We start from the raw sequence: 21,584 nt of genomic DNA on the forward strand, positions 1-21,584 counted from the left end.
CGGCGGACCGATGAGTTCCCGGCCCCCGGGCCGTCCACCCCCCGAACGACCGGCGGCGGCGCCGGCGGCTGACGGAGGGGAGGCACCGGTGACACCTGCCATCGAGGCCGTGGGCCTGGTCAAGGTCTTCGGCGACAACCGGGCGGTCGACGGGCTGGACCTGACGGTCGCGGCCGGGTCCGTGTACGGGGTGCTCGGACCGAACGGGGCCGGCAAGACGACGGCGGTGCGGATGCTGGCCACCCTGCTCCGCCCGGACGGCGGACAGGCCTCGGTGTTCGGGCACGACGTGGTGCGCGAGGCCGATGCGGTCCGCGGTCTGATCAGCCTGACCGGGCAGTACGCGTCGGTCGACGAGGACCTGACCGGGGTGGAGAACCTGGTGCTGCTCGGCCGGCTGCTCGGGTCACCCCGCCGGTCGGCCCGGATCCGCGCGACCGAGCTGCTGGAGGCGTTCGGGTTGACCGAGGCCGCCGACCGGCAGGTCAAGCAGTACTCGGGCGGGATGCGGCGACGGATCGACATCGCGGCGAGCATCCTGTCCACGCCGCAGCTGCTCTTCCTGGACGAACCCACCACCGGTCTGGATCCGCGCAGCCGCAGCCAGGTGTGGGACATCGTCCGGGCCGTGGTCGCCCAGGGCACCACCGTGCTGCTGACCACCCAGTACCTCGACGAGGCCGACCAGCTGGCCTCCCGGATCGCCGTCATCGATCACGGGGCCGTCATCGCCGAGGGCACCAAGGGAGAGCTCAAGGCCTCGGTCGGGGTGGGCTCGGTGCACGTGCGGCTGCGGTCGCCCGAGCGGCGCGCCGAGGCGGCCGGGATGCTGGGCCGGGCGCTGGGGTCCGAGGTGGCGCTGGACGCCGATCCGGTCGCGCTGACCGCCCGCATCGGCGAGCGCACCGACCACGTGGCCACCCCGGTCACCGAGCTCGCTGCCGAGCAGGCGGCCCGCGCGCTGGCCGAGCTCGCCCGCGCCGGCATCGTCGTGGACACCTTCTCGCTGGGCCAGCCGAGCCTGGACGAGGTGTTCCTCGCCCTGACCGACGGCGCCCACCCCCACAGCCCCGCCACCACCGGAAGGGAAGCGGCATGACCGCCGACACCAGCGTCAGCACCCCGGTCGACCGCGAGGTCGACACCCGCGGGCTGGGCACCGTCCTGGCTACCGGTCAGCGTCCGCCGCGGCCCAGCGGACTGTCCGCGTCGGTCACCTTCGGGTGGCGCGCCGTGCTGAAGATCAAGCACGTCCCCGAGCAGCTGTTCGACGTCACCCTCTTCCCGATCATGATGACGTTGATGTTCACGTACCTGTTCGGGGGTGCGCTGGCCGGCTCGACCACCGACTACCTGCAGTACTTCCTGCCCGGCATCCTGGTCGCCAGCATCGCGATGATCACCATGTACACCGGGGTGTCGGTCAACACCGACATCGCCAAGGGGGTCTTCGACCGCTTCCGCACCCTGCCGATCTGGCGGCCCGCCCCGATGGTCGGCTATCTGCTCGGCGATCTGTTCCGGTACGTCATCGCCTCGGTGGTGATCGTCGTCCTCGGGTTGATCCTCGGGTTCCGCCCCGCCGGGGGAGCGGCCGGGGTGATCGCCGGAGTGCTGGTGCTGTTGGTGTTCTGCTTCGCCTTCTCCTGGGTGTGGACGATGTTCGGCCTGCTGCTCCGCTCGGAGAAGTCGGTGATGGGCGTGAGCATGATGGTGCTGATGCCGCTGACCTTCCTGTCCAGCGTCTACGTCGACCCGCTGACCATGCCCGGGTGGCTGCAGGCGTTCGTCGCCGTCAACCCGGTCACCCACGTCGCGGATGCGGTGCGCGCCACCATGTCCGGCACGTTCGACGCCGCCCAGCTCGGCTGGGTGGCCCTGTGGTCGGTGGGCCTCACGGCGGTGTTCGGCACGGTGACCATGCGCCTGTACAACCGGAAGTGACCGGTCAGGCGACGGGGGTGCGAGCCGCGAGCCGGGTGGCCAGGAGGGGGAACACGGCCACCGAGAGCACTCCGGCGCCGACGAGGGCCGCCGCGTTCTCCGGCAGCATGATGCCCGAGCTGACGCCGATCTCGGCCAGGGCGACCAGCAGCGGGAGCGCCGTCGCGGTCAGCAGCATCAGGGCCGTCCGCTCCCGCAGATCCAGGGTGCGGCGGTAGATCAGCAGCGCCGGCACCCCGCGGACGACGACCAGCAGGACGAGGAACACCAGGAGGCGCAACGGGTTCTCGACGATGGACACCACGTCCAGGGCCATCCCGGAGCTGACGAAGAAGACCGGGATGAAGATGCCGTACCCGACGGCGTCGAGCTTCTCGTCCAGTTCGGGGTTGGCGCCGGTGGTCCAGCGCAGTACCATGCCGGCGAAGAACGCCCCCAGCGCCGCCTCGATGCCGAACTGCTGGGTCACCAGCAGCAGGCCGACCAGCAGCACCACGGTGATCCGCAGGGTGAGTTGCGAGGTGGCGTGCTGGTTCTCCCCGACGACGGTGGCCAGCCGGGTGCGGGCCAGCACCCTGGCGACCAGGGCGAGCACGTAGGCCAGGGCGGCGATGGACGCGATGACCAGCGCCTCCCACCAGGTCTGCTCGGATCCGAGGAACAGGGAGATGGCCAGGATGGGCAGGATCTCGCCGATGGCGCCGGCGGCGAACACCGTCCGCCCGAACACCCCGCCGAGGATCCCGTTCTCCCGCATGATCGGCAGCAGCGTGCCCAGCGCGGTGGTGGTCAGCGCGATGGCGACGGGGACGAAGGCGCGGACGAAGCCGGTGGCGGCCAGCAGCCCCACCACCGAACGGCCAGCACCGCACTGACCACCCACGAGGCGACCGCCTGACCCCCGGCCCGCTGCCGCAGCAACCGCGGATCCAGCTCGTACCCGGCCAGCAGGAACAGGAATCTCAGGCCCAGTCCGGAGATGAGCTGGATGCTGGACGACTCGGTGGTCCCGAGGACGTGCGGACCGATGAGCACCCCGCCCAGGATGAGGAAGAGCACCTGCGGCGGCCGGCCCGGGACAGGAGCGGCGCCAGGGTCGCCACCACCATGACGAGCAGCAGCGCCCAGAGCGGGTTCGTCGTCACGGGCGGGCCCTTCGCGGGGATCGACGGTGGGGGTCGAGGGCATCCTGTCAGCGGTGGGGGTAGCGGGGCGGTGTGCCTGTCCGGCAGTGGCCGGCTTCGGTCGGCGGGGCGGGGCCCGGGTCAGCGGGTGAGCGACGGTTCGTCGGGCGCGGACAGACTGAGCACGGCCCCGACCACCGCGGGCGTCCGCACGAGCCGGGCCTCCAGATCGCGCAGGCGTACCGCCAGGTGCGACTCCCGGTCGTCGCCGGTGAGGTCGACATCGGCGACCAGGTTGATCTGTCGCGGTCCGACGATCTCCAGCCGCAGGTAGGTGACCCGGGCGATCTCCGGCAGCGCGAGGATCGCCTGGACGGACGCCGCGCGGACCCGCGGGTCGACCACCTCGCCGACGAGGAAGCGCCGGTTGCGGTTGATCAGCACCAGGGCGACGACGCCGAGCAGCAGGCCGATGACGATGGACGCGATCGCGTCCGGCACGGCTGACCCGGTGATCTGGTGGGCGGCCAAGCCGGCCGCGGCGACCAGCAGACCGATGAGCGCGGCCGCGTCCTCGAAGAACACGGCGCGCAGGGTGGGGTCGGAGGTGGCCAGCACGTGCTCGAGCAGGTCACGTTCCAGGGTGCCGGCCTCGCGCCGGGCCTGCCGGGTGGACTGCAGGAACGACACCCCCTCCAGGACGAAGGCCACCGCCAGCACCACGTACCCGACGACGAAGTTCTCCGCGGGCGACGGATCCATCAGTTCCGTGATGCCGTGGGTGAGGGACACCGCCGAGCCGGCCGCGAACAGCCCCAGCGCGGCGAACATCGACCAGACGTACGCCTCGCGACCGAAGCCGAGCGGGTGGTCCTCGTCGGCCGGCCGCCGGGAACGCCGGTCGGCGATGAGCAGGAAGATCTCGTTGCCGGCGTCGGCCCAGGAGTGCGCCGCCTCGGCGAGCAGGGAGGACGAGCCGGTGACCGTCGCGGCCACCGTCTTGGCCACGGCGATGAGCACGTTGGCCGCGAAGGCGACGATCACCGTCACCAGGCTCTCGCTCTTCTCGGGCGCTGCGCTCCCGGTCGGCGTGCGGGAGGTGGGGCGGGCCGGGGAGGGCGGGGCACCGGCGGGGAGGGGAGAGCTCACCGGTCGGTTCTACGCCTGTACGGTTCCGCCCCGCCATCGAGGTGGCCACGGGCGGCCCGCGGTCCGTCCCGTCCCGTCCCGTCCCGGGCAGACCCGTTCCACCGCATCGACGTCCGGTCAGTCACGCCCGCGGAGCGCCCGCACCCGCTCGTTCCAGCTGCGCAGTCCGCGCGCCATCGGGACGAACCCGGGCAGTGGACGGGTGGGATCGCTCGCGGCCAGCTCCGCGTCCAGAGCGGCCAACCGGGTCCGGAGCTCGGTGTCCAGCGACGCCCCGGGCGGCAGGGGCGGCCCGATGTCCAGGTACGCCTCGGCGGACTGCTGGCCGCGGAGCAGTACCCGGGTGGCCACCGGGTGCAGGGCCGCGCCGGCGCGATCGGCCAGCCAGGTGGCGCCGCGCCGCGTCGGTCCGAGCGGGCCCGGGTTGCGCATCTCCCCCTCGGGGAAGACGACGAGCACCATCCCGGCCTCCACCAGTCCGACCGCGGTCCGGAGGTGATCGGTCCCGACCGCCCCGACCCGGCCGAACAGTCCCTGCCGGCCGATGTTCATCGGGTCCATCAGGACCCCGACGTCCTTCCGGCCGGCCGCGCGCAGGGCAGCGGCCGCGGCGAAGAAGTCCCACCAGCTGTGGTGGTTCGCCGCCCAGACGACGGGGCCGGTGGGGACGACACCCCGCACCCAGACCCCCCGCAGGCTCAGCTTGACCAGCCGGTCGATCCCGAAGCGCAGGGCGGCACCGCCGGCGTTCCACCGGGTCGCGTCGAACGGCTCCCGTGCTCCGGCCATGCTCGTCACCCTGCCGGTCCCGGTCGGCCACGCCGCCCCGTTCCCTCCGGCACGGCCCGGCGGTCCGGCTCGGTGGCAGGCGGTCCGGGATGCATCCGCCCATCCTGCCCGGTGGGAGTGGTCGGCGACCCGGGGGCCCGGTGGAGCCGGACACCGGCGGGTGCGCGGGCATCGCGGTACGGTGTGCACCTGCGTCGCCGCACCCCGCTCGTTCACCTGCCAGGTGCGCCTGTCGTCCCGGTCAGGGTTGAACCCACCAGCTCGCGCAGCCCCTGCCCCGCTCCCCGCGGTGGCGGGGCCTTCCCTGCTGAGTGACCCGTGACCCGCGGAGCTCCGCCCCTTCGGGCTCGAGGAGCTCTCCATGTCGCATCCCCCCCCTGGCCGCCCATCGCCCGTCCCGCGTCCGGCCGCCCCCGCATCCCGGCCGGACCCCGGCCACCCGGATCGGCAGGTTCCCCCCGTCATGGACCCCCAGCAGGCCTTCGCCGAGCTGGGCACGATCGTGGTCGGCACGGCTCCGCTGGTCGAGGTGCTGACCCGGACGGCCGAACTGGCCCTGGCCTGCGTGCCGGGCACCGAGGAGGTGTCGGTGACGCTGGTGGAGAACGACCGCCCCTGGACCATCGCGTTCAGCGGTGGGTTGGCCGCGAGCCTCGACGAACGTCAGTACGAGGACGGTTTCGGCCCGTGCATCCATGCCGCGCAGACCGAACAGATCGTCCGGATCGACGACACCGGGAACGAGGACGTCTACCGCGACCTGGCTGCGGCAGCCGCTCGCCAGGGGGTGCGCAGCATCGTCTCGGTGGGCATGCCCATGCCGCAGAAGATCGCCGGCGGGATGAACGTCTACCGCTTCGACGAGGGCACGCTCGACGACGACGCGGTCGGCCTGCTCCGGGTCTTCGCCGGTTATGCCGCCGTCGCCCTGGCCAATCACGCCCTGTACGCCTCCGCCGTCGCGTTGAGCGAGAACCTCGTGGTGGCGATGCAGTCGCGGGAGATCATCGACATGGCCAAGGGCGTCCTGATCGGGGTGCTGCGGTGCACTCCCGACGAGGCGTTCGCCCACATGGTCCGGCAGTCCCAGGACACGAACCGCAAGGTCCGGGACATCGCCGCCGAGGTCGTCGAACGGGCCGCGCAGGCCTGACGCATCGGGGGGCACCTGGCGCCCGCCGGCTCGTCACCGACCCAGGTCGTCCGGGGTGAGGAGTCCGTCGACGAGGTCCCCGGCGACCTCGTCCACCGACCGCCCCGCACCGAAGGCGTGGGACCGCAGCACGGCCAACGCATCGGCCTGTCCGAGCTCCAGGGCCACGTTGAGCATCCCGATGGCCACCGACACCCTGCTGCGCTCTGACCACGGGGCCGCGGCGGTCGGGTCGGACTGCAACGAGGCGACGACGTCGTCGGCCAGGAGAGACACCAGGATCTCCTCGGCGACCATCCGTACCGCCAGGAGATCGACGGCCCCGGCGCCCGTGGCTTCCACGGAGTAGACGTCCAGCGCGCCCAACCGGTGTCGGAGCGGAACGGCGAGCACCGACCGGAACGGCGTCCGGATCAGCAGGTGGTCCGCGAAGGCGGGCCAGTCCCGGGCGATGCCCGTCTCGTCCGCGACGACCGCCACCTGCCGCGCATAGGCGGTCAGGCAGGGCCCCTCGCCGGCGGTGAACTGGGCCCGCTCCGCGGCCGCGGAACCCTCGCTGCTCGCTCCCCACGGCCAGCGCAGGTACGACCCCGCTGCGATGCTCAGGCCCGCGCCCTGTCCGCCGAGGACTTGGGCGGCGGCCCAGGCCAGCCGGGACCCGATCAGATAGGACCCGGAAGTGGCGGGTGCGCGTTGCGCGATCTCGACGAAACCGCGGAAGCTGTCGATGATGGCCATGGTCCGTCGGTCCGTCCCGCCCGCGGGAGCGGCGCACTCGGCGCGACTCGACCGCATGATTCAGGCGGCTGGACCTTCAACCTGACCGAAGGGTAACCCGCGCACCCTGTCGCCAAACGCCGGCACGGTCACATGCCGCCGGAGAACGCCGAGCGCCGGATCGGCGTGACCGCTGGGCCACTCGCCGTGCCGCCGGACGACGGAGCGGCGGGAAGGTGCGGTCAGACCGGCTGTTCCGCGTCCGGCCAGAACGGCTGGACGCGCTCCCGCGCCTCCTGCAGGGCCGCACCGTCCAAGGTGGTCACCTCGCGGATCTGCCGGGACGGGATGGCCACCACCACGACGACGGGTCCGGCGGGCGGGACGGGGGAGAGCAGCACGGTGGTCGACACCGCTCCCGGCAAGCCGCCGCCGGGCAGACAGTCCAGGGTGATCGCCGGTCCCGCGGACTGCGCGGTCCCGTGTTCGCCACGACCCCACCCGGCGCTCATCGCCGATCTCCCGTCGGCGAGCTTGACCCCGATCCGGATGTCGCTGCGGTCGAGGAAGGACGGGGACCGCCGCCGACCGGACACCTTCCGGACCCTGGGCACAGGTCCGTCCGGCCCCGCTGCCACTGGGTTCGACACCGCCCTGACCACCAGGCGGACGGAGAACATGATCGTCCCGCTGAACACCAGCACGTCGCTCAGCAGGAGGACGAGATCGGGTGTGCGCAGCAGCACCTGGTGAACGGGCACCGTCACGCTAATGTCGCCGAACAGGGCATGCTGCCGGATCATCGCCCGGCGCAGGCCTTCGGTCTGCCGCTGCGTTTCGCCGTAAGCCGGCACCGGGTGCATCCGCCCAGGGAACACGCCGGAGACACCGGCCGCAATGCCCCGGGACAGCCGAACGGCCGGTGGGCGCGCTGCCCACCGGCCGTCCGATCACCACCATCGCAGCGTTCGGCTGCTCAGAGGTCGACGCGTTCGTTCTCGCCGCCGTCGTAGGGCTTGCCGGTCACCTTGGCCTTGACGAAGCTGATCACCGTGGCGATGCGGCCACCGGGGCTGTCCCAGTACTCCGCGCCGTGCGCCTCGATCTTGATCAGGACGACGTTCGGGTCCTCGGGACCGTCGGTGAACCAGGCGCCGACGAAGGCGTTCCACAGTTCCTTCTTCTTGGCCAGGTCGTCGACGACGACGGCTTCGCCCTCGAGGGAGATCCAGGTGTCGTTCGAACTGAGCGTGACGCCGACCTCGGAGTTGGCGGTGATGTGCTGGACCTTGCGCGAGGTGCGCTCGGCGAAGAACCAGAGGTCGCCGTCGAACTCGACCTCCTGCTGGGCCATGGGCCGGGAGATGTGGTGCCCCTCGGCATCCATCGTGGTGAGCATGGCAATGCGGATGTCCTTCGCCAGTTCGGCGACCTTGGCGGCGCCGGTCTTGTCGTCAGCCATGACGTGTCCCTTTCCGGGATCGGGATCGTGGACCACCGGACTCGATCGTCCGGTGGTGTCCGACGGCTGGGGGCCGGAAGGCCGCTCTGCCGTCGCCGACGACGCTACCCGCGCGGTTCCCCGGTCCTCCGGCGCGGTCACCGACTCCAGGAAGGCGACGACCTTGGCGGCCGGCATCTCGCAGGGCCGGAACACCCCACCCGCGTAGAGGTTTGCACTGATCACGTCGGTGCCACCGAGTTCCTCGGCGTACACCTTCTGGATCCGCCCGCCGGCCGACACGGTGCGGGTGAGGCCGTACCGGCGACCGTCGACGATCACGGACGACCACCCTGGCGGGACCCGGTCGAACAGGCTCGCGATGTCCGGCTCGGTCATGTCCCCAGAATGCCGGACGCATGAGGGGACGCGGCCGTCCTCGGGTCAGTGCAGACGCGATCGCCGTCGGGTCCGGCCCAGCAGGACGAGCCCCGCGCCGCCGATCAGCACCCCGAATCCCAGCCAGGTCGTGCGCGCCGCGGGTACGCCGGTCGCGGCCAGCTGCCCGGTGACGGGATCACCGTGGTCCTCCGCATGGCCGAACCCGTTCGATCCGTACCCGACCGGGCCGCGGGAGGTCCAGATCGTCACCACGGACACCGTCACCACGGACTCCGTCTCCGTCTCCGTCTCCGTCTTCGGTGTCGGTGTCGGTGTCGGTGTCGTGGTGGTCTCGCTCGTGCCCGGCGTGTCGGTACTGGTCGGCGTGGTGGTGTCGGTGCTGGCCGGGGTGGTGGTGGTGTCGGTCTGCGTGGTGGGCACCGGCGGCGTGGTGGGCGTCGGGGCGGGGAGCACCTGTGCGGTGCCGCCGGTGCCGGTCACGGTGACCGACCCGTCGGCGTCCAGCTGGACGGTGGCGCTCATCGCCGCCGCGAGGTCGAGCCGCTGCCAGGACCCTTCGCCGGTCATGGTGCGGTCCAGTGCGTAGCCGGCGGGGATCTGCGTCTGGGCCAGGACAGCGTCGCGCTGCGCGTCGGTCAACGTGGGGAAGGTGGTGAGCAGCAGGTTCTCCGCCCCGGCGGGGACGGCCGGAGCGGCCCCGGAGGCGGTCACCGACGGGAAGCCGTAGGTGAGCCGTTCGGTGTAGGCCGCCACCGCGGACGCCCGGTCGGTGACGATCTGGGCGGTCCCACCCGGCATCGCGCTCCCGCCGTACGGATCGGCCTGGTAAGGGGTGGAGCGGGCGATGCACGCCGTCAGCACGTCCCCGCACTGCGCCTGCAGATAGGCCACCAGCTCCGCGCGTGCCGGCAGCAGCACGCTGCTGACGTACTGCGCGTCGGACCACTGCGCGGCGATCCCGGCCTCCCCACTGATCCGCCCGCCCATGAGGTCCAACGGGTAGTGCACCCCGAGGACGAGCCGGTTGTTGGCCTGTTCCGAGGCGCGGGAGAGGATCTCCGGTGCGAGTTCGGGCAGCAGTGTGGCCAGGGTGATCCCCGACTGGTAGGCCGTGGCGGTGTGGCCGCTGGGGAACGACCCGGCCGTGCACAGACCCGCGTAGCCGGGATCCAGGACGACGTCGTGGTCGGCGTAGGTGTGCGTGGTGTCGACGGCGGTGCCGACCCGGGTGACCAGGAGGTTGCCGGTCGCGTCCGCATACGGCTTGCCGACCCGGTTGGCCTGCAGTGATTCTCCGTTGTCACTCTCGCTGCACGGCTCGCCGGCCGGGGGAGCCGCGGTGTCCGAGGCCAGGAACGGGCGGGGGTAGCTGTAGGCGTCCTTGGCGGCCCCGATGCCGGTCAGGAAGTCCCCGCTCGAGCCGCCCGTGCTGGCCAGCAGGGCGTCGGTGAGGGGGAGGGCGTCGGTCTGCCGGCCCTGGACGTAGATCGGGGCCAGGACGGAGCCGAGCCCGGGAGCGACGGTGATCGACTCGTCGTAGGTGTCGTCCTTCTTGTTCTCGTACGCGGAGGTCTGCAGGGCCGAGAACTGTTGCGCAGCGGTGGCATTGCCGTTCACCCAGGTGACGACCTGATCGTTGCGGGCCAGGGTTGCGGCGTCCAGGACGGTGCCGTGCAGGTCGTTCGTCCCGTCGGAGGTCCACAGGGCGGCGAATCCGTCGAGCAGGGTCACCAGGTCGGGCTGGGCGGCACTCGGTGCCGATGCAGCTGTCGACCCGGGTGACGACACAGGTGTCGTTGGGGCTGTCGTGGCGGCGGGTTCGGCGTGGGCGGGGGCGGACAGCACCACCAGGCCGACCATCGCGACGGCTGCGCTGACGCCGAGGTGTCGTCGGGAGCTGGGTCGCCGGAGGGCCGGGGAAGGAGACATCCGTGGTGGCCGCCGGGCACCGGGTCCCCCACGGACCTGCGATCGCGCCGGTGGCACTCCTCTCTCTTGCCGCGGAATTCTCCGGCCACTCTCACCCAGGGTGCAAGAAAGGTCACTCCTTGTGATGAGAGGTGGCTGAATCCTCCGATCCTGTGACCAGCGCGCTCACCATCCCGCCGGCGAAGGAATCACCGAGCCCCACGGTGTGCGGGTGGTCCACCTCCAGCAGCAGCCCGGGCTCGCACCACAGATCGCCGGCCCCGTCTGCGTTCAGCTCGCAAGCGAAGGCCGCGCCGTCGGGGTGGGGCGGGCCCGCGCCCACCCGACGGTGGTCGGCGGGGGTGAAGGTGTCCCCGTGGCAGAACCGGGTACTGGCCATGGTGATGCCGCCGCGCAGCACAGGTGCCCAGCGGGCGGCGTCCGCCCCGATGGCGACGGACCAGAACTTGGTGTGCACCACGAGGGTCCGGGCGGGGACCAGAGCCTGCAGCTCCTGAAGGCCACGCCGCGCGTCGAGCGGATCGAGCAGGTCGACGGTCCGGCCGAGGTGGTTCTGCCATTCGTCCTCGTTCATGCTGAACAGCTCGACCAGTTCGGCGACACCCGCCCGGACCTGTGTGCCGATGGCCCGGTCGTGGAAACCGCCGTCCTCGTAGAGCACCACCCCGCCCGCGGGCATCCGCGCGACCACCCGGCGGAGCCGGTCCAGCCGATCGGCGACCAGCGCCGGGTCCTTCATCGTGTTGAAGCCCGACAGGAGCAGGACGGGAGCATCCATGACCAGCGTGTCCAGCTGCTCGCTGAGGACCATCAGCTCGTTGGGGACGTCGTTGGCCAGGATCACCCGGTTGGGATGTGCCGCGGTGATGCGGGTGCCGGCCAGGACGACGCTCGACCCGGCGGCGAACTGCACGATCAGGTGCGGATCGGTGCTGTCGGCCGCGGCACTGCAGACGTGCGCGACGCCGGCCGGCAGCAGCCGGCGGACGTCGTCGTCGATGCTGACCAGGTGCACCACGCTCGGCAGCCCCAACCGGTCCATGGCCAGGGCGGCGCGCACACAGGTGCCGCCGAGGTCGACCCGGGTGGGGAAGTGCGCGGCGAAGGTCGTCACCACCCGGGGCGAGGCGACGAACCGTTCGCCCCCGGTGCCCGTCGCGACGAAGGCGAGCAGGCACACCAGCAGGGATCGCTCGTCGTCGATGGGGGCGTAGCGGTGCAGCTCGTCCACTGTGATGCCGTACCGGTCGACCAGGGTCTGCACCGACGCCGGGTCCCAGTCGACGACGTAGTCGACCGTGCCACCCAACCCCAGGACGGGCAGACCTGACGGGAGACCTGATGTGCCGGAACGCTTTCCAGGTTCTCCCTGGGAAGGCTCAGTAGAGGTCGGCACGGCCGGCAGCACCGAACAGCTCGATCTTCTGGGCGGCGACGACCTGTATGGCGGCGATGCACCGCGGCTGGATCGAGTTGGGCTCGCGCAGGCCGCGATCGGTCAGCACCTCGCGCATCGCGTCGTGGTACGCGACCTTGATGTCGCTGGAGATGTTGATCTTGTTGACGCCGGACCGGGCGGCGCGCCCGATCTCGTCGTCGGGGTTGTTCGACCCGCCGTGCAGCACCAGCGGGATGTCGACCGCGGCCCGGATCTCGTCGAGCAGATCCAGGCGCAGCGCGGGCTTCATCGAGGCCGGGTAGATGCCGTGACAGGTCCCGATCGCGATGGCCAGGCTGTCCACCCCGGTCCGCTCCACGAAGGAGACCGCGTCCGCCGGCTCGGTGTAGATGATCGTCGCGGTGCCGTCCTCGGCCTCGTCGTCGGTCTTGCCGATGGTGCCGAGCTCGCCCTCCACCGAGACGCCGACCGCGTGGGCGATCTCGACGACCCGGCGGGTGAGCGCCACGTTCTCCTCGAACGGCAGGAGCGAGCCGTCGATCATCACCGAGGTGAAGCCGGCCTGGATGGCGGTGAGCACCTGCTCGACGGAGGCGCCGTGGTCCAGGTGGACGGTGATCGGCACGGATGCACGGTGGGCCTTGGCCAGCACGGACGGCAACACGTCGGTGCCGATGTGGCTGAGCTCGTCGGGGTGAATGGCCAGGATCACCGGGGAGCGCAGCTCCTCGCAGGTCCGGACGACACCGTTGAGCATCGCGTAGTCGCTGATGTTGAAGGCGGGCACCGCGAAGTCGTTCCGGTGGGCGACGCCGAGCAGATCCGTGCCGTTCAGCAACATGCGGGGAGCTCTCCTTGGGGATCGACCGGGTGGACCGGCCTGCGGGTTCCTGCAGAGTCTTGCGACTTTGTGCGGATTCGTGCGACGGTAATGGCAAGGCCGGCACGGGTCAACCCGAGCGGTCGCCGGCGGAGGAGGCAGCGTGGAGGACGCATCCCGGGCGGCACGAGCACGCCCGGACGAGGACGACCGCCGACTGCCCGCGGGGCGCAAGGCCGACCTGGCCGCCTTCGTCGTCGAGCGGGGGCAGGTCACCGTGGCCGCCCTGGCCCAGCACTTCGGGGTCTCCGCGGACACCGTGCGGCGCGATCTCGACCAGCTGGACGCGGACGGGGTGCTCATCCGCACCCACGGTGGCGCGCTGGCCCCGCAGGCGCTGCCCCGCCCCGACACCACCGTCGACGTGCGCACCCGGCTCCGCTCCGACGCCAAGGAGATCATCGGCGCGCTGGCCGCCGGCCTGGTCCAGGACGGTCAGGTGGTGATGATGAACGCCGGTACCACCGTGCTGTCGGTGGTCCGCCATCTCGAGCACCACCACGACCTGATCCTGGCCACGAACAACCTGCGGATCCCGGCCGAGGTGCCACCCGGGGTCTTCCACGAGCTGTACGTGTTCGGTGGCACGGTGCGGCTCTCCGCCCAGGACACCACCGGTCCGGTCAGCTTCCCCGTCGCGGCCGGGGGTGAACCGATGGCGGTGCGCGCCGATCTCGCGTTCGTCGCCGTCGGCGGGGTCTCGGCCGGGAACGGGTGGAGCACCAGCCATCTCGCCGAGGCCACCATGATGCGGGAGATGGCGGAGCGGGCCCGGTCGGTCGTCGTGCTGGCCGACTCGTCGAAGTTCGGGCGCGACCTGTTCGCCCGGGTCGGCGATCTCGCCGTGGCCGACGTGTTCGTCACCGACACCGCGCCCACCGGCGACCTGGCCCGGGCGCTCGCCGATGCCGGGGTGCGGGTGGTCAGCCCGTCGGGGTGAGCCGACCACCCGGGCATGCGCAGGGGCTCAGCGGGTGAACTCCGTGGCCGGCCGGGCCGGATCGGGAAGGCGGAGATCCCGCAGGGGCGGGTTGTGCAGCGGCACGGTCTGCCACCGGGCGGTGAACGTCCCGTCGCCGGGGTGGCAGAACAGCGAGAGCCGGTGCGGGGTCTCCACGAGGACCACGTCGACCTGCAGGTCGGATCCGCTTCCCGCGACGGCGGTGGCCATCGCGTCGGTGACGGTCCAGGCCCCTTCCCGTGCCGTCATCGTCAGCGTGTCCGCCCCCTCGACCAGTCCGACGGTCCACCCGCCGCCCGCGGGGTGCAGACGGACCGCGGTGAGACCGGGTTGGTCGTTGCCGTCCCGGGCGCTGAAGGACCCGGTGATCGCCGGATCGATGGGCCCGTCGGAGGTAGGCAACGGGAGCACCAACGCCTCGAGGTGGGCCGCGAGATCCGTGTCCGTGGCCGGGGATCCGGCAGCACCCAGCGCGGGCAGCAGGTACTCCCACACCAGGTCCAGCACCGATTGCATCTGCGGGGTCTGCGAGGTGATGGCCAGCACGGTGTCCTGCTCGGGCAGCACGATGCAGTACTGCCCGAAGGCACCGTCGCCCCGGTAGCCGTGACGCGCCATCCAGAACTGGAAGCCGTACCCCTGCTCCCAGTCCTGGTGCCCCTCCGGGTGCTGCCCGGTGGAGATGTGGCTGCGGGTGGCCTCGGCGACCCAGCCGGCCGGGAGCACGCGGCGGCCCTCCCACACCCCGTCCTGCAGGTACAGCTGGCCGAGCGCCGCGACGGTCTCGGTGGTGGCGTGCAGACCCGACCAGCCGATCTCCCGTCCGCCCCGGTCGGTCAGCCAGCCGGTCGGTGCGGCGGCGAACGGCGGGAACCGGTCGGCGAGCAGGGCGGACAGGCTGCCACCGGTGACCCGTTGGACGACGGCGCCGACCGTGAAGGTACACGGCTGGTTGTAGGCCCACAACGAGCCCGGGTCCGCGTCGGGCGGGACGGACAGGAACCCGTGGACGAGATCGTCCGGGTCCGCCGCCAGGGCCCGGGTCACCACGTCGTCGCGGTGCCCGCTGGCCATGGCGGCCACGTGCCGCACCAGCATCCGTCGACTGCGCGGGTCGGCGATCCGGGCGTCGAGCTCGGGGAAGTGGCCGAGCACGGTGCCATCCAGGTCGACCAGCCCGTCACCGACGGCCAGGGCCAGTGCCGTCGAGGTGAAGCTCTTGCTCAGCGAGTAGAGGAGGTGGGCCCGGTCCGCGGCGTACGGCGCCCACCAGCCCTCGGCGACCACCCGGCCGCCGCGCAGCAGCATGAGGCTGTGCGGGTCGATGCCGGGGGTGGCTTCCAGAGCGCGGACGAAGGCCAGCACGCCGGCGGCGTCGACCCCGGCCGCGCTCGGGGTGGCGCGGGGGAGCGGGGTTGCGGTCACGGCCGTCCTCTCGGGATGACATGGGCCCCCGCGGTGGCGACGGCGGCCCGGCGCCGACCAGCGTCGCACAGCGGGCCCGGCCACCCGGTGCACGAGGTCCGCCGGCGTCGGCGCGGGTGGGGCGGGGGAGGCTGGGTATGGAACGGACCGGTACATTGGTTGACACGTCTACAAGCCGGGTCCGCATCGGGATTCCCGGGATCGACAGGGGAGAACACCATGCACGTCGGAATCGACAGCTTCGTCTCGGCGGTCACGGACCCGGCCACCGGACACCTGGTGGGCCCGGCGGAACGCCTCGAGCACCTGCTGGAGGAGATCGCCCTGGCCGACACGTCCGGTCTGTACTCGTTCGGCATCGGCGAGCACCACCGGGAGGAGTACTACGACTCGGCCCCGCCGGTGATCCTCGGTGCTGCCGCGGCCCGCACCTCGCGCATCCGCCTGGGCAGCGCGGTCACCGTGCTGAGCGCGGCGGACCCGGTCCGGGTGTTCCAGCAGTTCGCGACCCTGGACCTGATCGCCAAGGGCCGCATCGACCTGGTCGTCGGGCGCGGGTCGTTCACCGAGGCGTTCCCGCTCTTCGGCCTGCCGCTGCAGGACTACGACAGCCTCTTCGCCGAGAAGCTCGAATTGCTGCTGAAGATCCGCGACTCCGCCCACGTGACGTGGAGCGGCCGGCACCGTCCGCCGTTGACCGGGCAGGGCGTCTACCCCCGCCCGATGCAGGATCCGCTGCCCATCTGGGTGGGGGTCGGTGGTTCCCCGGAGTCGTTCGTCCGGGCCGGACTGCTGGGCCTGCCGCTGATGGTGGCCATCATCGGTGGCGAGCCACGTCGGTTCGCCCCGTTGGTCGACCTGTACCGCCGGGCCGGCGCCGAGGCCGGGCACGCCCCGGAGAAGCTGCAGGTCGGCCTGCACGTGTTCGGGTACGTCGGGGAGAGCGTCAAGGCCGCGGCCGACACCATCTACCCGGGCTGGCACCAGATGTTCTCGTCCATCTCGCGTGAACGCGGGTTCGCCGCTCCGTCCCGCGCCCAGTTCGACGCGACGAGCGGACCGAACGGCGCCTTCTTCATGGGTGATCCGGACACCATCGTCGACAAGCTGACCCGGACCAGCGAGCAGCTCGGCGGGGTCGACCGGGTGTCCATCCAGATGACCAACCCCCGCCTGGCCCACGCGGATCTGCTGCGGGGCATCGAGCTGCTGGGCACCGAGGTCGCGCCGCGGGTCGCCACGGTCTGAGCTCGCGCCTCGCGTGACAGCAGGAAGGGCCGGCCCCGATGGGGCCGGCCCTTCCTGTCGTTCGGCGGGATCAGGCGCCGGCCACGTCCACCGAGAGGTCGACCTGGATGTTGCCGCGGGTCGCACGGGAGTACGGGCACATCTGGTGGGCCTTCTCGACCAGGTCGCGGGCGACCGTCTCGTCGAGGCCGGGGATCTCGACGTGCAGTGCGACGGCGAGGTTCGGGCCGCCCTCACCACCGAGGAACGACACGTCGGCCACGACGGCGGTGTCGGTCAGCGTCTGCTTCTCGATGCGGGCCACGGCCTTGAGCGCTCCGTGGAAGCACGCGGCGTACCCGGCGGCGAAGAGCTGCTCGGGGTTGGTCAGCGCGCCGCCCGGGCCACCCATCTCCTTCGGCACGGCCAGGTCGAACCCGAGGACGGAGTCCGAGCTCTCGACGTGTCCGTTGCGCCCGTCGCCCGATGCGGTGGCGGAGGCGGTGTACAGGGGAGTTGCGGTGGTCACGATGGGCTCCTCGAGGTCGGCGGCATCCAGGGACGGATGCCAGCAGGGACAAGGTCGCCGCACGCCGAACCATTCCCGTCCGGGCGAATCGACCGCCCGGGGGTGTCCCGCCTTACCCCGGCCACCGCCGGCCCGGTGGGTGCAGCAGGATCGGAGACATGTCCGAGGAGAACCAGTCGTCGCAGCCGTCCCCGCGGCGCCGGCCGCCGCGTCGTCCCGTCCGCCCGGTCTTCTGGGTGCTGGCCCAGGTGGGATCGCGGGTCCGGGTCAAGGCGCCCGCCGCCCTGCGGCCGGGCCCGGCGGCACCGCCCCCGGAGACGATCCGCATCCCCACCCGGCACGGGGCCCTGCGGGCCCTGGTGCACCGCCCGGCCGGGGCCGGCCGGGCGACGCCGGTCGTCGTGCACCTGCACGGCGGCGGTTTCGTGAACCGGTACCCCGAGCAGGACAGCCACATCGCCGGGCACCTCGTCACCGAGCTCGGGGTGACCGTGGTGCTGCCGGACTACGACACCGCCCCCCGGGTCCGGTACCCGGTCGCCGAGGAGGAGGTGTTCGACGTCGTGCGGTGGGTCCAGCAGGCGGACGGATGGGACGGTGCGCGCCTGCTGCTGTCCGGCGTGAGCGCCGGGGCCAAGCTCGCCGTCAACGCCTGCCAGCACCTGCGCGACACCGGTGGGCCCGGGGCATTGGGCGTCGGGCTCTTCGTGCCCGTCCTGGACGTCACCCGCACAGATCGCACCTCGGTCATCCCCCGTCCGGCGATCGGCCCGTTCGTGCAGCGGTTCGTCGGCTGGAGCTACTTCCCGGAGGTCGCCCGCCAGCGGGAACCGCTGGCCTCCCCCTGCCGGGACCCCCACCTGGCCCGGGCCATGCCGCCCACCGTGATCCTGACCGGGGAGCAGGACACGCTGGCGCCGGAGGGCGCCGAACTCGCCCGTACGTTGCGGGCCGGCGGCGTGCACGTGGTGCACCGGGAGTACCCCGGGGTCGACCACGATTTCATGGCCACGGCCCGGGTGGACACCGCCCGCGCGGCACTCGCGGAGCTGGCCGCGTTCTTCGCCGCCCGACTGGACGCGGCGACCGGCTGACCGGGGAGGCCGGTCGACCCATGCGGCGGCAGCCGGTCAGGCGCGCCGCAGCACCACCGTCGTCCAGTCGTTGTGTCCGCGGATGTCGATGACCGGGCCGCCCGGACCCGCCGGGGCGCCCGCCTTGTCCTTCAGTGCCGACATCGACCCGCCCTCGAAGTCCTGCGTCCGCACGGACATGGTGTCGCCCAGGCGGATCTTGACCGTGCTCCACGACGTCAGCACGGTGATCACGCAGCCGGTGGCCGGGACGGTGGCCTCGCGGAGATCGAGATCGGCGGTGCCCATCGCTCCCCGGATGATCAGGTGGGCCGGGACCTGCCACGGTCCACGACGCTTGCGCGTGGTCCAGTCGATCTCCATCGTCTCCGCGCCGGCGGTCGGCTCGGTGCCGGTGGCCACCATTCCGACCGGTGGCGGGGGCGGGAACAGTCGGGCGCCGGCGGGCAGGTCGGCCAGCGCCGAGCGCAGGTCGCCCCTCGTCCGGGCGGCGTACACCGTGCGGGAGCGTTCCTCGAACTCGGCGAGGTCGAGATAGCCGCCGCCGACCGCGTCGTGCAGGACGGTCACCGCCTGCTCCCGCTCCCGGTCACCGACGCGCAGTCCATCCGGATCGGGTCCAGTCATCGGCCGATGCTATCCAGACCCCGCCCACGGCGGCCCGTCCGACGGCGCCGACCCGGCGAGCCCGGTCGTGGCAGGATCGCCGGCGTGAAGCTTGCCGAAGCGCTGATGACCCGGGCCGATCTGCAGCGCCGGGTGGAGCAGTTGCGGTCCCGGATCATCGCCAACGCCCGCTTCCAGGAGGGCGAGGAACCGGCCGAGGACGCCGGCGCCCTGGTCACCGAGGCGTCCGCGGTGCTCGACCAGGTGGCGGACCTGGTGGTGGCGATCAACCTTTCCAACGCCACGACACGGCTGGCCGACGGACGGACGATGACCGCGGCCCTGGCCCGCCGGGAGACCCTGCGGTCCCGGCACTCCCTGCTGACCACCGCGGCGGCCGCCGCCCAGGGCTCCGACGCCGGCTACCGGCAGATGCGGTCCGAGCTGCGGCACTTCGCGGCCCTGCCCGTGGTGGACCTCCGGCGTCAGGCCGATGTCGTCGCCCGCGAACTGCGCGAGTTGGACGTCGAGATCCAGCGCACCAACTGGGAGGTCGACCTGCAGGTCTGAGCAGGCAGCGAGTCGGTAGACGAGACCGGAGCGAGCACGAACCCGCGGTCGGCGGGCAACCCGACCTCCTGTCGGCGCGCGGGCGGCGCCATCCTTCGCACGATGCACGCCCAGCACGACGTACAGGTGACGCCTCATCGAGGACGTCGCATCACCGTGTGCTGGCCGGTCGCGTCGAGGGTGGGTTCGGGGACCTCGCTGTCCGGCATCACGCTGCTGTCGTGGCGCCAGGCACACTGCCCGCGGGGCGCTCTGTGATCGAGGATGACTGTGCGTCACACTATGGGTATGAGGGACTGGGCATGACGGACACCGTGGCGGTCGGTACGACCGGACGGCGCGCGGGCAGGGCGGCGCCGGTGGGCGGAGCCGCCGCCATCGGCGCCCTGGGCATCGTGTTCGGGGACATCGGCACCAGCGGCCTCTACACCTACCAGCAGGTGGTCACCACACCGGACAGTCGGCTGGACAAGGTCATGGTGCTCGGCACCGTGTCGATGTTGATCTGGTCGCTTTTCCTGGTGGTGACCGTGCTGTACGTCCGGCTGCTCATGCGCACCGACAACGCCGGCGAGGGCGGGCTGCTCGCCCTGTTCGGTCTGCTGCGACTCAGCGGTGGCGGGCCCCGGATCACCCAGGTGTGCGCGGTTCTCGCGATGATCGGGGCCGCGACCTTCCTGGGTGATTCGGTGATCACCCCGGCGGTGTCGGTGCTCTCGGCGGTGGAGGGGATCGAGACCTTCGACACCGATCTGGCCGGTGTCGTGGTGCCCATCGCCGTGGTCATCCTGACGGGGCTGTTCCTGCTCCAGCGGTTCGGCACCGAACGGATCGGCGGGTTGTTCGGCCCGGTCATGGTGGTCTGGTTCTCGATCATCCTGGTCGTCGGCCTGCTCTCCCTCGTCCGTAGTCCCGAGGTGCTGGCCGCGCTCTCGCCGCACTGGATCGCGCTGCTGGTCGCCGAGCAGCCGTGGGTCGCGTTCGTCGCGCTCGGCGGTGTGGTGCTGGCGATCACCGGGGCGGAGGCGTTGTACGCCGACATGGGCCACTTCGGGCGCCGGCCCATCGCGCTGGCCTGGCTGGCCGTCGTCTTCCCGGCCCTGGTGTGCAACTACCTCGGGCAGGGGGCGGAGGTGCTGCGCAACCCGGACGCGGTGAACGACCCGTTCTGGGGCCTGATCCCGCACTGGGCGACCATCCCCACGGTCGTCATCGCCACCCTGGCCACGGTCATCGCCTCCCAGGCGGTGATCTCCGGCAGCTTCAGCGTCGTGCACCAGGCCGGCCGGCTGGGGCTGCTGCCCCGGCTGCGGGTCACCCACACCTCCGACGAGAACTCCCGCCAGATCTATCTCCCCGCGGTCAACCTGCTGCTGGCCGCCGGGGTGCTGACCCTGGTGCTCACGTTCCGCAGCTCCGAGGCGCTGACCGACGCCTACGGGCTGGCCGTGACGATGACGATCGTCATCACCACCACCATCTACCTGGTGCTGCGGCACGTCACGCGGCAGTGGAGCTGGGAGTTCGCCGTCGGCGCGTTCATCTGGGTGATCATGCTGTTCTTCCTGGCCTCCAACGCGCTGAAGATCCCGACCGGCGGATGGCTGCCACTGTCCATCGGCTTCGTCGTGGCCTCCCTGATGGGCATCTGGTCGTGGGGGACCCACCGGTTGCGCCGCCGTCTGCAGGACGACGCGGGCACCGCCGACTACAGCATCGACACCGAGATCGCCCAGCACATCGGGGCGGCCCGCGTCCCCGGCACCGCGGTCTACCTGGGCCGCGCGGCGGACATCGCCCCGCTGGCCATGCGGTCCATGCTGGACTTCACCCACGCCCTGCACGAACACGTGCTGATCGTGCACTCCACGGTCGCCGACCTGGCCGTGGTGCCCGCGCAGGAGCGCATCCGGGTCGTCGACCACGGCAGCGGGGTGTACGAGATCGCCTTCCACATCGGCTACTACGAGCGGTTCTCCGTCCCGGAGCTCGTCCGGCTGGCCTGCGACGAGGCGCCGGAACTGGCCCGCGTCGACGTCGCCGCGGCCATCTACTTCCTGTCCGACGTCACCCCGCACTACCGGGCCCGCACCGTGGTGGCGACCTGGCGGCAACGGGTCTTCATCGGGCTCGACCGACTGGCTCCCGAACGCATCGATTCACTCGGCCTGCCCAACGGCCGGACCGTCGTGGTCGGACGGGATGTCGACATCTGAGCGGGCGGGCGACATCCGGTCGTCGCTGG

Annotated in this window: 21 protein-coding genes; 8 read left to right on the forward strand and 13 right to left on the reverse strand. The window is 71.9% G+C overall.

What is annotated here, in order from left to right:
- Window positions 1–88 precede the first annotated feature (88 nt).
- Both J2S58_RS02480 and J2S58_RS02485 read left to right on the forward strand, forming a co-directional pair.
- Window positions 89–1,099: an ATP-binding cassette domain-containing protein gene (locus J2S58_RS02480; RefSeq protein ID WP_306826292.1), complete on the forward strand. Its 1,011-nt coding sequence runs from the start codon at window positions 89–91 to the stop codon at window positions 1,097–1,099.
- On the forward strand, window positions 1,096–1,944 hold the full coding sequence (locus J2S58_RS02485; protein WP_205255455.1) for an ABC transporter permease: 849 nt from the start codon (window positions 1,096–1,098) through the stop codon (window positions 1,942–1,944). Before J2S58_RS02480 ends, J2S58_RS02485 begins: the two co-directional genes overlap by 4 nt.
- Window positions 1,945–1,948: 4 nt before the next feature.
- Here the strand turns inward: J2S58_RS02485 and J2S58_RS02490 are convergent, their stop codons facing one another.
- The 4 genes from J2S58_RS02490 to J2S58_RS02505 all read right to left on the reverse strand — a co-directional run bounded on the left by J2S58_RS02490 (window position 1,949) and on the right by J2S58_RS02505 (window position 5,006).
- Window positions 1,949–2,797, reverse strand: a complete 849-nt coding sequence (locus J2S58_RS02490; RefSeq protein ID WP_205255456.1) for a cation:proton antiporter — start codon at window positions 2,795–2,797, stop codon at window positions 1,949–1,951.
- Window positions 2,734–3,132, reverse strand: coding sequence for a cation:proton antiporter domain-containing protein (locus J2S58_RS02495; protein WP_205255457.1), 399 nt, complete (start codon window positions 3,130–3,132; stop codon window positions 2,734–2,736). The genes J2S58_RS02490 and J2S58_RS02495 overlap by 64 nt, the downstream gene beginning before the upstream one ends.
- A 77-nt stretch (window positions 3,133–3,209) precedes the next feature.
- Window positions 3,210–4,217 carry a cation diffusion facilitator family transporter gene (locus tag J2S58_RS02500; protein WP_205255458.1) on the reverse strand — a complete coding sequence of 336 codons (1,008 nt, stop codon included), beginning with the start codon at window positions 4,215–4,217 and terminating at the stop codon, window positions 3,210–3,212.
- A gap of 117 nt (window positions 4,218–4,334) precedes the next feature.
- Window positions 4,335–5,006 carry a 1-acyl-sn-glycerol-3-phosphate acyltransferase gene (locus J2S58_RS02505; protein ID WP_205255459.1) on the reverse strand — a complete coding sequence of 224 codons (672 nt, stop codon included), beginning with the start codon at window positions 5,004–5,006 and terminating at the stop codon, window positions 4,335–4,337.
- A gap of 463 nt (window positions 5,007–5,469) precedes the next feature.
- Between J2S58_RS02505 and J2S58_RS02510 the strand changes: the two genes are divergently transcribed.
- On the forward strand, window positions 5,470–6,159 hold the full coding sequence (locus J2S58_RS02510) for a GAF and ANTAR domain-containing protein (RefSeq protein WP_205255460.1): 690 nt from the start codon (window positions 5,470–5,472) through the stop codon (window positions 6,157–6,159).
- Window positions 6,160–6,192: 33 nt separating this feature from the next.
- Here J2S58_RS02510 and J2S58_RS02515 read toward each other — a convergent pair whose 3' ends face one another.
- The 6 genes from J2S58_RS02515 to J2S58_RS02540 form a co-directional block, all read right to left on the reverse strand.
- A complete protein-coding gene (locus J2S58_RS02515; RefSeq protein ID WP_205255461.1) occupies window positions 6,193–6,897 on the reverse strand; it encodes an ANTAR domain-containing protein in 705 nt (234 codons plus the stop codon).
- A gap of 221 nt (window positions 6,898–7,118) precedes the next feature.
- Window positions 7,119–7,643, reverse strand: coding sequence for a hypothetical protein (locus J2S58_RS02520; RefSeq protein ID WP_205255462.1), 525 nt, complete (start codon window positions 7,641–7,643; stop codon window positions 7,119–7,121).
- A gap of 209 nt (window positions 7,644–7,852) precedes the next feature.
- Window positions 7,853–8,716, reverse strand: a complete 864-nt coding sequence (locus tag J2S58_RS02525; protein WP_240188396.1) for a pyridoxamine 5'-phosphate oxidase family protein — start codon at window positions 8,714–8,716, stop codon at window positions 7,853–7,855.
- 45 nt (window positions 8,717–8,761) lie between these two features.
- Complete coding sequence (locus tag J2S58_RS02530; RefSeq protein ID WP_205255463.1) at window positions 8,762–10,450, reverse strand: phosphatase PAP2 family protein; 1,689 nt, start codon at window positions 10,448–10,450, stop codon at window positions 8,762–8,764.
- A 310-nt stretch (window positions 10,451–10,760) separates the two neighbouring features.
- Window positions 10,761–11,957, reverse strand: a complete 1,197-nt coding sequence (locus J2S58_RS02535) for an ADP-dependent glucokinase/phosphofructokinase (RefSeq protein ID WP_205255464.1) — start codon at window positions 11,955–11,957, stop codon at window positions 10,761–10,763.
- Window positions 11,958–12,027: 70 nt separating this feature from the next.
- Window positions 12,028–12,888 (reverse strand): ketose-bisphosphate aldolase, encoded by an 861-nt coding sequence (locus J2S58_RS02540; protein WP_205255465.1) that lies wholly within the window; start codon window positions 12,886–12,888, stop codon window positions 12,028–12,030.
- Between the two features lie 142 nt (window positions 12,889–13,030).
- Here J2S58_RS02540 and J2S58_RS02545 point away from each other — a divergent pair, with 142 nt between their 5' ends.
- Window positions 13,031–13,867, forward strand: a complete 837-nt coding sequence (locus tag J2S58_RS02545; RefSeq protein WP_205255466.1) for a DeoR/GlpR family DNA-binding transcription regulator — start codon at window positions 13,031–13,033, stop codon at window positions 13,865–13,867.
- Between the two features lie 27 nt (window positions 13,868–13,894).
- Here the strand turns inward: J2S58_RS02545 and J2S58_RS02550 are convergent, their stop codons facing one another.
- Entirely contained in the window at window positions 13,895–15,313 is a 1,419-nt protein-coding gene (locus J2S58_RS02550; RefSeq protein WP_205255467.1) for a serine hydrolase domain-containing protein, read from the reverse strand.
- Window positions 15,314–15,532: 219 nt separating this feature from the next.
- Here J2S58_RS02550 and J2S58_RS02555 point away from each other — a divergent pair, with 219 nt between their 5' ends.
- Entirely contained in the window at window positions 15,533–16,561 is a 1,029-nt protein-coding gene (locus J2S58_RS02555; RefSeq protein WP_205255468.1) for an LLM class flavin-dependent oxidoreductase, read from the forward strand.
- A 70-nt stretch (window positions 16,562–16,631) separates the two neighbouring features.
- Here J2S58_RS02555 and J2S58_RS02560 read toward each other — a convergent pair whose 3' ends face one another.
- Window positions 16,632–17,069: an organic hydroperoxide resistance protein gene (locus tag J2S58_RS02560; RefSeq protein WP_205255469.1), complete on the reverse strand. Its 438-nt coding sequence runs from the start codon at window positions 17,067–17,069 to the stop codon at window positions 16,632–16,634.
- A gap of 158 nt (window positions 17,070–17,227) precedes the next feature.
- Between J2S58_RS02560 and J2S58_RS02565 the strand changes: the two genes are divergently transcribed.
- Window positions 17,228–18,163, forward strand: a complete 936-nt coding sequence (locus J2S58_RS02565; RefSeq protein ID WP_205255470.1) for an alpha/beta hydrolase fold domain-containing protein — start codon at window positions 17,228–17,230, stop codon at window positions 18,161–18,163.
- Window positions 18,164–18,199: 36 nt separating this feature from the next.
- On the opposite strand, the gene J2S58_RS02570 is transcribed toward J2S58_RS02565, so the two are convergent.
- Window positions 18,200–18,790 carry a DUF1707 SHOCT-like domain-containing protein gene (locus J2S58_RS02570; RefSeq protein ID WP_205255471.1) on the reverse strand — a complete coding sequence of 197 codons (591 nt, stop codon included), beginning with the start codon at window positions 18,788–18,790 and terminating at the stop codon, window positions 18,200–18,202.
- A gap of 84 nt (window positions 18,791–18,874) precedes the next feature.
- On the opposite strand from J2S58_RS02570, the gene J2S58_RS02575 reads away from it, so the two are divergent.
- Together J2S58_RS02575 and J2S58_RS02580 are read left to right on the forward strand one after the other, a co-directional pair.
- The gene (locus J2S58_RS02575; protein WP_205255472.1) at window positions 18,875–19,339 is read left to right on the forward strand and encodes a DIP1984 family protein; all 465 of its coding nucleotides are present in this window, start codon (window positions 18,875–18,877) and stop codon (window positions 19,337–19,339) included.
- 302 nt (window positions 19,340–19,641) lie between these two features.
- Window positions 19,642–21,555, forward strand: coding sequence for a KUP/HAK/KT family potassium transporter (locus J2S58_RS02580; protein WP_205255473.1), 1,914 nt, complete (start codon window positions 19,642–19,644; stop codon window positions 21,553–21,555).
- Window positions 21,556–21,584: the final 29 nt, after the last annotated feature.

The sequence above is a fragment of the Nakamurella flavida genome, from assembly GCF_030811475.1.
Lineage (GTDB): Bacteria > Actinomycetota > Actinomycetes > Mycobacteriales > Nakamurellaceae > Nakamurella > Nakamurella flavida.